This is a genomic window from Flavobacterium xinjiangense (genome assembly GCF_900142885.1).
GTDB classification, from domain to species: Bacteria; Bacteroidota; Bacteroidia; order Flavobacteriales; family Flavobacteriaceae; genus Flavobacterium; species Flavobacterium xinjiangense.
On sequence record NZ_FRCL01000004.1, the window covers coordinates 138784 to 154368 of the forward strand.

The following is a 15585-nucleotide window of genomic DNA, read 5'->3' on the forward strand; positions in this document are numbered from 1 at the left end:
AATTAAAAAACGTATTACAGTTGAGTTATTTCAACTGATAAATAAATGATTCTGATGGAGCAATAGTAATTTGGGCTTTTCCTTCACCCTTTTTAACCTGCAATTGTACAGCACTCTTTTTATACAATTGGTCAGTCAATGTATAATTTCCGTCTTTCAAATTCCATATTTGGATAATATCTGAAGGAATTTTTAATTCGAAATTGCTCGTGGTAAGCCAAGAAAAATTTGCAATCACAATCAATTTTTGAGTGTCAGACCAACGTGTGAAGGAATAAATTCCAGGATCATACCCTTTTGTATTGTGACGATTTACAGTTTGAATTTCTTCGAATTTCCCCATTAATGCAGAACTATTAATTGAAAAATTAAGCAATCGCTTATAAAAATCACGCAAGTCTTTTTCGTCTTGTGTGAGTTGGCCTCCGTCAAATTTTCCACCGTTCATCCAACGTTGATGATTTGGCACACCAACATAATCAAAAATTGAAGTTCTGGAATGTGTACCGAAACCAGCATTTTCGTTTCCTTCTTCTCCTACTTCCTGTCCAAAATAAACCATAGTTGGCGAAGTGCTTATCGCAGTTGAAACAATCATCAATGGTTTTCCTTTTTGCGGTGTTCCTGCAAATTCAGGGCTTGCTAAACGTTGCTCATCGTGATTATCCAGAAAATGTAACATATGATGTTCAATGTCTTGCATCCCCTTTTGAATATCAGATAGTCCATCAGGCAATGATTTTCCTTTAATAATATCTTTCAGTTTATCATAAGTTTCTACTTTATCATACAAATAATCCATTTTCCCCAGATGAATGTAATTTCTATATTCCTTGGGATTGTAAACTTCAGCTAATAAAAAAGCATTTGGATTAGCCATTTTTACAGCTGAGTTCATATAACTCCAAAATTCATAAGGAACCATTTCTGCCATATCATATCTGAAACCATCTACTCCTTTAGCAGTCCAGTACAAAGCAATGGAACGGAATTTTATCCACGAATCAGGAACGTTTTTATCTTTCCAAAAATTGTAATGCTCCTGATACGATTTAGTATCAAAACCAGTTGGAAGCTCTGGAAAATCCTTAGAACCGTCGGGGCGAATTCCGTAATTTACTTTTACGGTTTCGTACCAATCGTTCTTATCCGGCTTTGCCATTCGAGAACCATTTCCAGTCCATTTCGCTGGATATTCTTCGAATTTTCCATCAACTAAAGGATTCTTTTCTCCATTTAAAGGTTTGGCAGTATTTGGTATTTCAAAGCGAGTATTTGGAATATAATAGAAATTATTATCTCTTTTATATCCAACTGAAACATCATCATCAGCACCAAAATCTTTAACTCCAGCTGGATTATTTTTCCCTTCGTATTTGCGTGCGATATGATTAGGAACAATATCAATAATCACTTTTAATCCCGCTTTATGGCTTCTGGCAATTAATGCTTCAAATTCTTGCAAACGATTTGCAGGATTTACGGCCAAATCTGGATTTACATTATAATAATCTTTTACTGCATATGGAGAACCTGCCCGTCCTTTTACAACTTCCGGATCATCAATAGAGATTCCTATTGCAGTATAATCCCGAATCAAAGCATGGTGTGGAACTCCGGTATACCAAATATAAGTTGCGCCCAAATCCTTTATTTCGTGAAGGGCTTTGTCGGTGAAATCATTAAACTTCCCAACTCCATTTTCTTCTATGGTTCCCCAAGGTTTATTAGTGGTATTTTTATTTCCGAATAATCGGGTGAAAACTTGATATACTACAATCTTTTTATCAGAGACTATCTCTTTCTTTTCTGCATTCATTTTTAAATCTTTTGTTTTGCAAGCGGTTGCCAAAAGCACTACGCTAATCCCTGCAACTATAATCGTTTTTTTTATCATATAAAATTATTTATGCTGGTTTCAATTCGCTTTTTTGAGATAATTTAACTTATTTATTTATTCAATTTTTAAATTTAATATAATTTAGAGAAAGAAGAGAAGATCGCTCTAAATTTAAACGAATACACGCTTTGAAAGAACTACTACAACGAAAGAGTAGCTTTATTTGTTAATAACTTTAAAACCGAAATTACATCGTTTTTTCAGCGTTTTTCAAGTATTATAAATAAATCCTAATATCGATTAGGATTGTAACCTTTTTCATAAATTTGACAAAAAATAAATCCATTGAAGAAATTCCTATTTCGCTGTTGTTTAATTCTGCTTGGTACACATTTAGTTTTGGCTCAAGCCCCAAAAAAAATCATTGTTGAACATTCTGATTTTGCCGATGTAAATCAGGTAGAAATACCAGATGCTTTTTTGCTAACGGGAAATGTTCGTGTCAATCATGACGGTGTCGTTCTGACTTGCAACAAAGCCTATTACTTTCAAAAAGAAAACTATATAAAAGCTTTTGGAAATGTGCAATTAGTTCAAGGGGATACTTTATTTTTAAACAGTAGATATGCTGAATACAATGGTAACGTAAAAAAAGCTTTTGCTACCGGAAATGCTGTAATGAGTTCTCCAGATGCAACTTTAGCAACAGACACCATCAACTTTGACCGAAACACACAAGAAGTGTTTTACAACACGCAAGGCACAATTACTAATAAAGAGAATACTTTAAGCAGTAAATCCGGAAAATATTACGTTGCACAAAAAAAGTTTCAGTTCCTTACAGCGGTTACGATTACCAATCCAACATATGTAATAAAATCCAATCATTTGGATTATTACAGTAATTCCGGTCACTCCTACCTTTTTGGACCTTCGACAATCACCAGTAAAGCCAACTATATATATACCGAAAAAGGATTTTATGACACTAAAAAAAATCTGGCTCACTTTGTAAAGAAATCCTATATAAAGTACGACGATCGTGTAATAAGAGGTGACAGTTTATATTATGACCGAAACAGGGAATTTGCATCTGCAACACGAAATGTAAAAATAACGGATTCCATTAATCGAGGAATTATTAAAGGACATTACGCCGAATTATATAAAAAAAAGGATTCTGTTTTTGTAACCAAAAGAGCGGTGGCAATAAACTTTGTCGAAAATGATTCGGTTTACATTCATGGAAAAAAATTGATGGTAACCGGTAAAGAAGGTGATCGTATCATACGCGCTTTTAACAATGTCCGTTTTTTCAAAACCGACATGAGCGGTAAATGTGATTCGATACATTCGAGTTCAAAAACAGCCCTGACAAAAATGATCGGAACCCCAATACTTTGGAATGGAGAAAGCCAAATTACAGGCGATATCATGCATCTTGTTGGAAATAATGCGACCCAAAAACTTGATTCTCTCAAAGTACTCAACAATACGTTTCTGGTCTCCAAAGACACATTGGGAACGGGATACAATCAAGTAAAAGGGCAAAACCTTTATGGAAAATTCGAAGAAGGAAAACTCCATGATGTTGATATTGTAAAAAATACTGAGGTCATTTATTATATGCGTAATGATGCCAAGGAACTCATTGGTATCAATAAAAATGTCAGTAGTAAAATCAATCTTATTTTAGAAAAAAATGCCATAGAAAGTATTACTTTTTTCAAACAAGTGGATGGGGACATTTACCCTGAAAAAGATTTGCCTGAAAATGCCCGAAAGTTAAGAGGATTAGTTTGGCGTGGTGACGAAAGAATTAAATCAAAAGATGATATATTTCCACCGGAAGAAAATGAAGATAATGCTAAAATAGCCAAAGCTACTAAAGCTGACGAAGCCAAAAAAGATGTTCCTATGAAAATCCGAAAGGAAACATTGAACTACGATAAGAAGAAAGGCAAGAAATAGTGTTCAGTTTTCAGTCTCAGTTTTCAGTCTGAAGTAACTGATAACAGATTGTAGATTTAAAAAACACTTTTAAAAACTTCGTGAACTTTGCGGAAAACTTCGTGAACTTTGCGGTTAAATTTCAAAAAAATTGAATACCGATTTCTTAAAATACCAAGCGCAAACCTCCCCTTATCCATTAGGAATGGAAGTTTCACATGCTGTAGGTTCCTATATTTACGACACCAAAAATAAAAAATACTTGGATTTTGTGGCTGGAGTTTCCGCTTGTCCGCTAGGACATCAACACCCAAGAGTCAATCAAGCGATTAAAGATCAGCTGGACAAATACTCGCATGTGATGGTCTACGGAGAATATTCACAAAGTCCGGCAGTCCAATATTGCAAATTGTTAGCCTCACTCCTGCCCGCACCATTAGAAAAAACCTATTTGGTGAATTCCGGAACAGAAGCCATTGAAGGAGCCTTAAAACTCGCCAGACGAACCACTGGAAGAAGCCAGTTGATTTCTTGTCACAATGCATATCATGGGAACACCATGGGCTCGATGAGTGTGATGGGATTTGAAGAACGCAAACGAATTTTTCGTCCACTGATACCAGATGTCGATTTTATTACCTTTAATAACGAAGAAGATTTACAAAAAATAACAACAAAAACAGCAGGAATAATTCTTGAAACCATTCAAGGTGGTGCTGGATTTATTCAACCTCACAATAATTTCCTTAAAAAAGTGCGTCAACGTTGTACCGAAGTTGGTGCGATGATGATTCTGGATGAAATTCAACCGGGTTTCGGGAGAACAGGAAAACTCTTCGGATTCCAAAATTACGATGTCGTCCCTGATATTGTGGTAATGGGAAAAGGAATGGGCGGCGGAATGCCTGTGGGCGCTTTTACTGCTTCATCAACAATGATGGATTTGTTGAGTCATGACCCAAAACTGGGACATATCACGACTTTTGGAGGCCACCCTGTCATTGCGTCAGCCTGCTTGGCGACTTTGCAGGAAATTACTGAGACCAATCTAATGGCCGAAGCGATGGTGAAAGAAAACCTATTCCGATCACTTTTGGTACATCCTTTGATAGTAGATATAAGAGGAAAAGGATTAATGCTGGCCGCGATGACAAAAAGTGCCGATATTACAAATGAAGTGATTCTCAAATGTCAAGACAAAGGACTAATTTTATTTTGGTTATTATTTGAAGAATGTGCCATAAGAATAACACCTCCTCTTACCATTTCTGAAAAAGAAATACGAGAAGGTTGCGACATCATCCTTGAAGTAATGAATGAAATTTTGAACAAAAATATTTAAAAATATCGCAATTGGGAGCTTTTTCCTGCTATCCGTTGCAAATGAAATTCACTGAACTCCAATAAAAACATGAGTATTGTGAAGTAATCTTTCCTGCCCTGAACGAGTTTTGGGAACCTGAAAACAATGTCAGGTCAGGAAAGGATTTACACTTCAAACGAAGTTCACTGAACTCCAATTAAAATAAAAGTACAGTGAAGTAATCAGGGCTATGGCATCAGTTTAAACCAAAGCTATTTTTGTTAATTAAATTGTTCACAACAATTCTAACTTTCCCTCACATTACAAGCACGATTCCCTAAATTTATTTAGGCTAAATTAAAAACACACAGTATGCAATTAAGCAACGAAGAAGAAGACTATAACTTATCCCTGTCCAAATTTGAGTCCATGTTGAAAACCAACAAAGTTCTCTTTTTTGACTCCGAAGAATTTGAAGAAATTATTCTTCATTATATCGATATGGGTAAGGCCGCCTTGGCAAAAAAAGCTCTAAAACTGGCATTGGATCAACATCCAAAATCTACAGGACTAAAATTAGTTCAGGTAGAAATGCTTGTTTACGATGACAAACTTGAAATAGCTGAAAAGCTATTAAATGAGTTGTATGCTATCGAACCTACCAATGAAGAAATTTATATTCAAAAAGCAAATATTTGTTCTAAAAGAGACCAACACGAAAAAGCAGTTGAGCAATTGAAAATTGCTTTAAAATTCACGGATGATTACGCCGATGTTTATAACTTAATAGGCATGGAATACCTTTTTATGGACAATCTAGAATTGGCCAAAGAAAGTTTTATTAAATGCCTTGAGGAAGATTTTGAAGACCAATCCGCATTGTATAACGTAGTGTACTGTTTCGAATTTTTAGATCAAAATCAAGAAGCGATAATGTATTTGAATAAATACATTGACAAAAATCCATATAGCGAAATCGCTTGGCATCAGCTGGGCCGTTTACATTATGGGGTAAAAGAGTATGAAAATGCAATACGTGCTTTTGATTATGCAACCTTAATTGATGATGAATTCCTTGGTGCATTTATGGAAAAAGCCAAAGCACACGAGCGATTAAAAAAATACGCCGAAGCAATTGAAAGTTATGAAAGAACCATCGAATTAGACGATGCCACTTCTTATGCTTTACTCCGAATAGGAAAATGCCACGAGAAATTAGGAAACAAGGCTTTAGCGTTGAAATATTTCAACAAAACAGTGCACGAAGATCCACTTTTAGACAAGGGTTGGATTGCCATAACTGATTTCTATGTTCGACAAAAAAACTATCAGAAAGCACTTTTTTATGTCAATAAAGCATTGGCTATTGACAATCAAAATCGATTATATTGGAAACGATTTGCTTCTATAAACAAACAGTTGAACTTCTTTGAGGAAGCTGAATTTGGTTATAGAAAAGCAGTAGAATTTGGTGATTACCAACTGGACACTTGGTTGTTTTGGGTTGACATTCTTCAGTTTTTAGGTGAATTCGAAAGTGCCATACAAACTTTATTGCAAGCTTCAGAATATTTCCCTGAAGAAAATGAAATCGAATATCGTTTGGCTGGACTGTACTTTATGATTCAGGACAATACAAAAGCGAAATTTCATTTAAGCAACGCAATGAGGTTAAACTTTGAAAATTACATTATTATTGAAGATTTATTTCCAGTGGTTTGGACCAGAAAAATGGTGCAAAATTATATCGCAAAACATAAAAAATTGTAATGATTGAAGTAGTAAGAAAACGTTTTGGTTTATTGGGAAGAAATATTCATTATTCCTTTTCGAAAGGGTACTTTACAGATAAATTCAATAGCGAAAACTTTGAAGGTTGTACGTATGAGAATTTTGACATTCCCGAAATAACGGCATTTAATGATATTATAAAAAACACACCCGACCTAAAAGGTTTAAATGTTACAATTCCGTATAAAGAAACAGTGATTCCTTTTTTGAATAAGCTATCAAAAAAAGCAACAGTGATCGGTGCTGTTAACACAGTAAAAATCACAAAAAAAGGAAAACTGAAAGGATACAATACCGATTATTATGGTTTCAAAAAATCATTAGAGCCCTTGTTGGAATCACATCATAAAAAAGCCTTGATTTTAGGAACAGGAGGTGCGTCAAAAGGGGTGGCATATGCATTAGATGAATTGGGTATCTTCTACACTTTTGTATCAAGAGAAGCAACGGAAAATGCAATTGACTACAATAGAATTAATGCCACTACATTTGATAACTACCAAATAATTATCAATTCGACTCCTGTAGGTACAAGTCCTAATATTGATGCTTTTCCAGCAATTCCTTACGAATATTTTACGGAAAAACATATTGCTTTTGACTTGATTTACAATCCGGAAGAAACTCAATTTCTTAAAAAAGCGAAAGCCAACGGAGCACAAATAAAAAATGGTTTGGACATGCTAATTTTTCAAGCAGAAAAAGCTTGGGCAATCTGGAATAAATAATATTAAATCCTATTAATCAATTCGTCTCAAAATTTAATTTTAGAACTGATACATAATAGCCAACATCTAAAACTACAACCAGGAAAAGTTGTAGTTTTTTTATTTATAGAAAATCAATCGCAATATAATTAAGCACCTTTTTCTCCCATATTATAAAAACTCCTTTGCTGAAAAATTAAAAAAATTGCCTGCAAGATTATTATTTCATATAATTCATAACGAATTTAAATCAATGATTTTCAACAAAATTAATTGGTAATCAAAGGATTTATTTTGTAAATTAGTACTGCTTTCACTATCTTTCGCACTCGAAAAAAAAAATAAAAACCTTATACATTGAAAAAATGTTAGAAGAAATGAATGATAACCTGTCCCATAAAGAAAATGAGACAGATGGAAATTTAGCACAAGATTCAGCTGAATCAAATCAATCCGAAACAGAAGTATTGGAGACGAAACCATTAGCTGAACCAATTGATGTGCCTGCAGAAGATAATGTTGTAATTCCTTCGGCCGAAGAATTACCGGCCGCTGATGCTGCTTCAGAAAGTGATAACCAAACGGCACTAAACGCCATTGCTGATACAAACGCAGAAGAAAGTGAGGACGAGACTCTTAAAGACCGTCATGACATTCCTATGCAGGATTATGACACACTCACTTTAGAATCTCTGGTAGATGAATTGAAAAATCTGGTAAGCAATGAAAAAGTGCTGTCTGCTAAAGAGCATATTGAAGAAATTAAAAAATCATTCTTAGCAAAATACACCCATTTATTAGAAGAGAAAAAAGAAGAGTTTCTTGCCGAAAATCAGGATCCAAATGAAGAATTTCAATACCACTCTCCACTAAAAAGTAATTTTGATAAATACTACTCTATCTTTAGAGACGCAAAAAATACTCATTTCAAAAGTTTACAAACGAACCTAAAAACTAATTTAGAAAATCGTTTAGCGATTGTTGAGGAATTAAAAGAGTTAATTAACCCACAAGAAAACATCAAAGACACCTTAAAACATTTTAATGATTTAAGAGAAAGATGGAAAAATGCAGGACCAATTCCAAAAGACAAGTACAATCACGTTTGGAATAATTTTCACTTTCATGTAGAAAATTTTTACGATTATTTACATCTTGACAGAGAAGCGAGAGATTTAGATTTTAAACATAATTTAGAGCAAAAGCAAAAAATCATTCTTCGAGTTGAAGAATTGGTTAATGAAGCGGATGTAAATAAAGCTTTTCGCGAATTACAAGATTTGCACAGAATTTGGAAAGAAGATATCGGTCCGGTTTCTAGAGAACATCGTGATGAGATTTGGAACAAGTTCAGCGACTTAACAAAAAAAATGCACGATAAACGCGAAGTTCTTTTTGAAAAATTAAGAGGGACCGAAGCTGAGAATTTAGAGAAGAAAAAAGAAATTATTTCTAAAATTGAAGTTTTAGCAACTGAAAAAGTAAATGCTCATTCGCAATGGCTCGCTCAAATTGAAAAAGTAGAGGCATTACGTACCGCTTTTTTCTCTGCAGGAAAAGTACCTTCTGATGTAAATGAAGAAACTTGGAATAGTTTTAAAACTGCTGTCAGAAATTTCAATACTTTCAAAAATGCTTTTTACAAAGACATTAAGAAAGATCAAAATGACAATTTAAGTAAAAAAACAGCTCTCGTTGCCAAAGCTAAAGAATTACAGGAAAGTCTTGACTTTGATGCCACAACTCCCATCATGAAGCAAATTCAAGAGGAGTGGAAACAGATAGGACACGTTCCTAGAAAATATTCTGATAAAATCTGGAAAGACTTTAAAGACGCGTGTAATCATTATTTTGAAAAATTAAAAGAGCAAAAAAACGAAGAAAATGTCGAAGAAGTACAGGCTTTTAATAGTAAAAAAGCCTACTTGGAAACGTTGCGCGAATACCAATTGACTGGTGACCATAAAACGGATTTGGATGCAATCAAATTGCACATTGAAACCTGGAAAGGTTTTGGAAAAGTTCCTTTTCCGAGAAGACATATAGAAGGAAAATTTAATAAAATCCTGGATGCCCTTTTTGAAAAATTGAGCTTAAGTAAAAAAGACACTGAAATGCTACGTTTTTCTAATAGAATGGACCATTTATCAGAAAGTAATGATACCAGAAAATTAGATAATGAAAAGATTTTCTTAATGCGTAAAATCGAAGAAGTTAAGAATGAAATTTTTCAATTGGAAAATAATATACAGTTTTTCACCAATACCAGAAATGCTAAAAAAGAAAATTCAATTGTTTTAGAAGTTCGTAAAAACATTGCGCTACACAAAGAGACTTTGGATGTTTGGAAAGAAAAACTGAAACAAATCAGGAATTTAAAACAAGAATAAAGTTTTAAAAAAAGTTAAAAAAATTGAACCTCGATATAAATTCTATTTCGAGGTTTTTTTATGCAGAAATCTTACTGATATGATAAATATCATTTTAAATAATTAGCTGTAGCATTACTTTTGGTAGATGATAAATGTCGTTTCCATGAAAAATTCTCTAATTCAAAAGTACAATGTTCCGGGCCCCAGGTATACGAGCTATCCAACCGTTCCTTACTGGGACGAATCTGATTTTTCTAATGAAATTTGGACTGAAACTTTAAAAAAATCATTTGCAGCCAGCAATACTCCAGAAGGAATAAGCCTATATATTCACTTGCCTTTTTGCGAAAGCTTATGTACTTTTTGCGGTTGCAACAAACGTATCACAAAAAATCACACGTTAGAAAATCCATATATAGAAGCCGTTTTGAAGGAATGGACGATCTATTGTAAAATTCTTGATGAAAAACCAACAATAAAGGAAATCCATTTGGGCGGAGGAACACCCACTTTTTTTTCTCCAAAGAATTTAGAAGATTTGATCAATGGGATTTTAAGTCATGCTAATAAAGCTGTCGATTATGAATTTAGTTTTGAAGGACATCCCAATAATACGACACATGAACATTTACAAAAACTATATGATTTAGGTTTCAGAAGAGTAAGTTTTGGCGTTCAGGATTACTCCGAGAAAGTACAAAAAGCAATTCATAGGGAACAACCCTTTCACAATGTGGCGAAAGTTACCTTCTGGGCAAGAGAAATTGGGTATACTTCAATTGGTCATGATATCATTTTTGGATTACCTTTTCAAGAAATTGAAGATATTATCGATACTATTGAAAAAACAAAATCTTTGCAGCCCGATAGATTAGCGTTTTATAGCTATGCCCATGTTCCTTGGATAAAAGGCAATGGACAGCGTGGATTTAATGATGAAGATATTCCTAAAGATGATAAAAAGAGAATGCTCTACGAAACAGGCAAAAAATTATTATATGAAAATGGGTATCATGAAATAGGAATGGATCATTTTGCATTGGAAACTGACAGTTTGTATAAAGCCTTTCAAAATGGAAAACTACACCGTAATTTTATGGGATACAGCTCCTCAAAAACTAAACTGATGATTGGTTTGGGGGTTTCTTCAATAAGTGACAGTTGGCTTAGTTTTGCCCAAAATGTAAAGAATCTGGAAGATTATTACCAGATTTTAGAATGGGGGAAATTACCTGTTTACAGAGGGCATTTACTAACCGATGAAGATCTAATCATTAGAAAACATATTCTGAATTTAATGTGCCAATTTGAAACTTCGTGGGGAAATGATGAATCTTATTTTGAAGAGATTCCGGATATTCTAATTCAATTAAAAGAAATGGAAAAAGACGGACTTCTTATCATTAAAGACAATATAATCCAGGTTACTGATGCAGGAAAACCCTACGTAAGGAATATTTGCATGGCATTTGATCTGCGTTTAAAACGAAAAGCTCCGGAAACTGAACTGTTTTCTATGACAATTTAATACACTTTAAGGTCTGATGTCTGTACACAAGTTTAAAACAGGACACAGATAAAATTGATTAAGCAGCCTTACACTAATTTTAAAGTTGATATTGAAAATTAAAACACGAATTTCGCGAATTTGCACAAATTAATTCGTGAAAATTAGTGAAATTCGTGTTTAATATCCTAACTAATACTGTGTCTTGGCGATAACCTTTCAGTGTACTTTAATATGTTATGAATTTTAAAATTTAATGACAATCCGGGTTTTGCTGTACAAACAAACTCATATTTGAAGGAGATACGTAAGGAATCCCTAATCCTAGACCCCTTAAAATAAACAACACACCAATTATAACCGCAACATAAGGAATTGCTTTTTGAATTTTATTTCGGATGGGAATAGTCAAGAATGAATTCAAATATATTAAACTGCTCATCAATGGAACGGTGCCTAATCCAAATAAAACCATATACAAAACACCAAAACCAGCACTTTGCATTGCAATTGCACCAAACAAAGCAACGTAAACCATTCCGCAAGGCAAAAATCCGTTGAGCAAACCTATTGTAAACAACGATTTGTAACTCTTGTTTTTAAACTGACTTCCCAGTTTTGTTTTAATTTTTGAAATCAAATTAAAAACAGGTTTTGAAAAATTATATTTTGCAAAAGCTCTCTCAGGAATTAAAATTACTAAAATCATTGCTATTCCAATGAATATAGATAATTTTTGTTGTAAGCCAGCCAGAAAAAAACCTTTGCCTAATAAGCCAAAAACTAAACCAATAGTAGCATAAGCAGATACTCTTCCTAAATGATACGTGAAAATCTGAATAGCTTTTTTCGTTGGATTATTTCTATCAACAGGTAGCATCATAGCAATTGGGCCGCACATTCCTATGCAGTGCAAACTACTGATTAAACCGAAAATGAAAGCCGTGTAAAGCATTGTTTTAGCCTAATGTCATAAAGTCAAAAACCTTAAAGTCAAACGAGAGACTTTAAGGTTTTGATTTTAAGACTAATTGATATATACTGTTTCCTTGGTCAAATATGATTTCCCATCATATTGCCATTCCATATTAATGTCCCATCGACCGCCTACCAGACTTTTTTTAGGTATGAGCAAAGTAGAATTAGATAATGAAATTGCAACTTCAAAATCTAATTTTTTGTTAGACGGTCTATATAGGGACACATTTCCTTTAATATTTTTTGGAACAAATACAACTGGAAATACAATTGTAATTCCTTCTGGAGTATTTGTAATTATTGGCTTTTGAGCCAAATCATGTGCGTTTTGAATTCGCACCATCTCATCGCCAAAATGAACATCATGTTTGTAATATTCTTCTACAACCAACTCATTGTCATATTTTGAATCCGACTGAACTTTGAAAACAAAGTATAAAATGAAGGTCATAAATAATGCAAATGCAATCACGATTCCTGTACCCCAATTAATTTTCATGTCTTTTTATTTTTATGTTTAAAGCTCAGAACCGATGGTATTAATCAAAGCTTCTCGGACTTAAAAAACTAGTTGTACTAGTCTCAATTTTTTCATTTCCGTTGAAAACTTCAATTTTCAATTTGGTCTTATCGCTATCTAATAAATTCTGATTGATTTCAATAAATAAAGTTCCTCCGTTCATCCCTTGTTTTGTCACTTTTAGATCTTGTTTTCCAACTACTTTCAAAGTTCCTTTTATGCCAACTAATTTAAAATGAATGTCATTAAAATCATCATTGGTTTTATTGATAATCTTAAAAGTATAAATATTACTGATGTTATCACCTTTGTGTTGGAATAATTGACCCGGCAAACGTAAAATGCTTGCTTCAACATCCGTTCTCAAAAACAACAATCCTATTAAAATTCCTGTCAAAATAAGTAATATGGCCGAATAACCTTTCATTCTTGCCGTGAATTTGAACTTCGCTTTTTTCTCGATTTCATCTTCAGAAGCGTAGCGAATTAACCCTTTTGGCAATCCGATGCCATCCATAATGGTATCACATTCGTCAATACAAGCGGTACAATTCACACATTCCAGTTGAACGCCGTTTCGAATGTCAATTCCTGTTGGGCAGACATTTACACATTGTTTACAATCAATGCAATCCCCTTTTCCTGATGAGGCTCTATCTTCTTGTTTATTGAATTTAGCTCTGCCCACTTCTTTTTCACCGCGAACAAAATCGTAGGCAACATTAATCGATTTGTCATCTAATAAAACACCTTGCAATCTTCCGTAAGGACAGGCTATAATACAAACCTGCTCTCTAAACCAGGCAAAAATAAAATAGAAAACTCCTGTGAAAATCAACAATGAGACTAAGGTACTTACATGGTTTTCGGGTCCTTCTTCAATCATTAAAGACAACTTATCGCTACTGATAAGATAAGCGAGGAAAACATTGGCTATAAAAAAAGAAATTATTAAAAACACAGTCCATTTTAAGGCTTTCTTTCTAATTTTCTCCGCATTCCACTCTTGTTTTTCTAAACGAATCTGGGCACCGCGATCCCCTTCGATCCAATATTCAATTCTACGGAACACCATTTCCAGAAATATGGTTTGCGGACAAATCCACCCACAAAATATTCGTCCAAAAATAACTGTAAAAAGGATGACGAAAACAACGCCAACAATCATAAAAACAACAAAGAGATAGAAATCTTGTGGCCAAAATGGAAATCCAAAAATATTAAATCTTCGCTCCAAAATATTGAACATCATAAACTGATTCCCATTAATCTTAATAAAGGGATTCGCAACAAGTACAATCAACAAAAAGTAACTAACCCACTTTCGATACTCATAAAATTTACCTGAAGGTTTTTTAGGGAAAATAAATTTTCGATTTCCTTCTTCGTCAATTGTTCCAATGGTATCTCTAAAAGCTTCGTCTGGTAATTTTGACATTTTATTTTTATTTAAATATTTAATCTCAAAATATCAAAGACAAAGTTGTTTAGACAGTGACGATGGCATTTTGAGATTAATTTATTATTTATTTTGAAGCAGTTTCATCTACCCAAATCTCACCATCCGGGGCTTTTGGATCTTTAGGATTACTTCCTTTTAAAGACAAAATATAACTGGCTACTTTTTGCATTTCTTTTGGTTTCAATGTTCCTTTCCATGCAATCATTCCTTTTCCGTCACGGCCACCATTAGTAATTGTATGGAATAAATTTTTAATTCCTCCTCCCAAAATCCAATTATCATCCGTTAGATTTGGACCAATTTGACCTCCGGCATCTGCTCTGTGACATGCAGCACAATTAGTAGTGAAGATTTCTTTTCCCGCAGCTAAATCAGTCGGTTCAGTTAACAAAGTCACCGTTTTTTCATCCATCATATCCGGAGCAGTTTTCATATATTCCGCTACTTCAATTTTGGCTTGAGCCAATTCTTTTTTAAGCTCAGTTTCTTGGTTATCAGCACCTAATATTTCATAACGCACCATATAAACCACCCCAAAAACAATACCTGCATAAAATAAATACACCCACCATGGAGGTAAATTATTATCTAATTCTTTGATCCCATCGTAATCATGATCTAATAATAGTAAGCCTTCATTTTCTATTGGTTCTGATTTAGTTAAACTTTTTATCAGTTTTTTATACCATTCGGTATCTTTGAAACTTATACTATTTACTTCATTAAGTTTGGCTTTCTGTTCTTCTGTCAAAAGATGATACGTAATATTATCAACAGCGCTCAAAGTTATTTCTATTGCTATCAATAGGAAAAGAAACACGAATAAAAAGACAGAAACCATTGGGAACTTTAAGAAAGCAGGTCTGTCTCCAGAGTCTATAAAATATTCCATTGCCGCAAAGACAGCAAAGAAAATAAGTGGGACTCTAACATATACTGGAATTAATTTTTTCATTTTCTAAATTTTAAAAAATTGCACTTTTTAATTGTCGTTTAATGGCATTTGACTCATTTCATTGATTTTTTCTTTTTTATATGTTAGAACCCAAAAACCGAGTCCTACAAAAAAAATGAAGAAAATCAACAACGAAAGAATTGGATAAGTCGCAACTCCTTCGATTGTTTCCATATTGTGCTTAATTTGTTCAAACATGA

The 15585-nt window shown here is 33.6% G+C and carries 12 protein-coding genes; 6 read left to right on the plus strand and 6 right to left on the minus strand.

All coding sequences use genetic code 11. The features are described from left to right. Nucleotides 1-25 precede the first annotated feature (25 nt). Complete coding sequence (locus BUC23_RS06315; RefSeq protein WP_073207187.1) at nucleotides 26-1897, minus strand: alpha-amylase family protein; 1872 nt, start codon at nucleotides 1895-1897, stop codon at nucleotides 26-28. A gap of 288 nt (nucleotides 1898-2185) precedes the next feature. On the opposite strand from BUC23_RS06315, the gene BUC23_RS06320 reads away from it, so the two are divergent. From BUC23_RS06320 to hemN, 6 genes are all read left to right on the plus strand, one after another. Continuing rightward, the gene (locus BUC23_RS06320) at nucleotides 2186-3811 is read left to right on the plus strand and encodes an OstA-like protein (protein ID WP_073207190.1); all 1626 of its coding nucleotides are present in this window, start codon (nucleotides 2186-2188) and stop codon (nucleotides 3809-3811) included. Between the two features lie 130 nt (nucleotides 3812-3941). After that, the gene (locus tag BUC23_RS06325; protein ID WP_073207193.1) at nucleotides 3942-5132 is read left to right on the plus strand and encodes an aspartate aminotransferase family protein; all 1191 of its coding nucleotides are present in this window, start codon (nucleotides 3942-3944) and stop codon (nucleotides 5130-5132) included. A gap of 333 nt (nucleotides 5133-5465) precedes the next feature. Further along, complete coding sequence (locus tag BUC23_RS06330; RefSeq protein ID WP_073207196.1) at nucleotides 5466-6863, plus strand: tetratricopeptide repeat protein; 1398 nt, start codon at nucleotides 5466-5468, stop codon at nucleotides 6861-6863. Beyond that, on the plus strand, nucleotides 6863-7612 hold the full coding sequence (locus BUC23_RS06335; RefSeq protein WP_073207200.1) for a shikimate dehydrogenase family protein: 750 nt from the start codon (nucleotides 6863-6865) through the stop codon (nucleotides 7610-7612). The genes BUC23_RS06330 and BUC23_RS06335 overlap by 1 nt, the downstream gene beginning before the upstream one ends. A 356-nt stretch (nucleotides 7613-7968) precedes the next feature. Further along, a complete protein-coding gene (locus BUC23_RS06340) occupies nucleotides 7969-9981 on the plus strand; it encodes a DUF349 domain-containing protein (RefSeq protein WP_407918675.1) in 2013 nt (670 codons plus the stop codon). Between the two features lie 145 nt (nucleotides 9982-10126). Then, a complete protein-coding gene (hemN, locus tag BUC23_RS06345; RefSeq protein ID WP_073207205.1) occupies nucleotides 10127-11491 on the plus strand; it encodes an oxygen-independent coproporphyrinogen III oxidase in 1365 nt (454 codons plus the stop codon). 232 nt (nucleotides 11492-11723) lie between these two features. On the opposite strand, the gene BUC23_RS06350 is transcribed toward hemN, so the two are convergent. The 5 genes from BUC23_RS06350 to BUC23_RS06370 all read right to left on the minus strand — a co-directional run bounded on the left by BUC23_RS06350 (nucleotide 11724) and on the right by BUC23_RS06370 (nucleotide 15583). Then, nucleotides 11724-12425, minus strand: coding sequence for a sulfite exporter TauE/SafE family protein (locus BUC23_RS06350; protein WP_073207208.1), 702 nt, complete (start codon nucleotides 12423-12425; stop codon nucleotides 11724-11726). A gap of 72 nt (nucleotides 12426-12497) precedes the next feature. Continuing rightward, nucleotides 12498-12947 (minus strand): FixH family protein, encoded by a 450-nt coding sequence (locus BUC23_RS06355; protein WP_073207210.1) that lies wholly within the window; start codon nucleotides 12945-12947, stop codon nucleotides 12498-12500. 40 nt (nucleotides 12948-12987) lie between these two features. Beyond that, nucleotides 12988-14406: a cytochrome c oxidase accessory protein CcoG gene (ccoG, locus tag BUC23_RS06360; RefSeq protein ID WP_073207213.1), complete on the minus strand. Its 1419-nt coding sequence runs from the start codon at nucleotides 14404-14406 to the stop codon at nucleotides 12988-12990. Between the two features lie 88 nt (nucleotides 14407-14494). Then, the gene (locus BUC23_RS06365) at nucleotides 14495-15385 is read right to left on the minus strand and encodes a cbb3-type cytochrome c oxidase N-terminal domain-containing protein (protein ID WP_073207214.1); all 891 of its coding nucleotides are present in this window, start codon (nucleotides 15383-15385) and stop codon (nucleotides 14495-14497) included. 27 nt (nucleotides 15386-15412) lie between these two features. Then, nucleotides 15413-15583, minus strand: a complete 171-nt coding sequence (locus tag BUC23_RS06370; protein ID WP_073207217.1) for a CcoQ/FixQ family Cbb3-type cytochrome c oxidase assembly chaperone — start codon at nucleotides 15581-15583, stop codon at nucleotides 15413-15415. Nucleotides 15584-15585 lie beyond the last annotated feature (2 nt).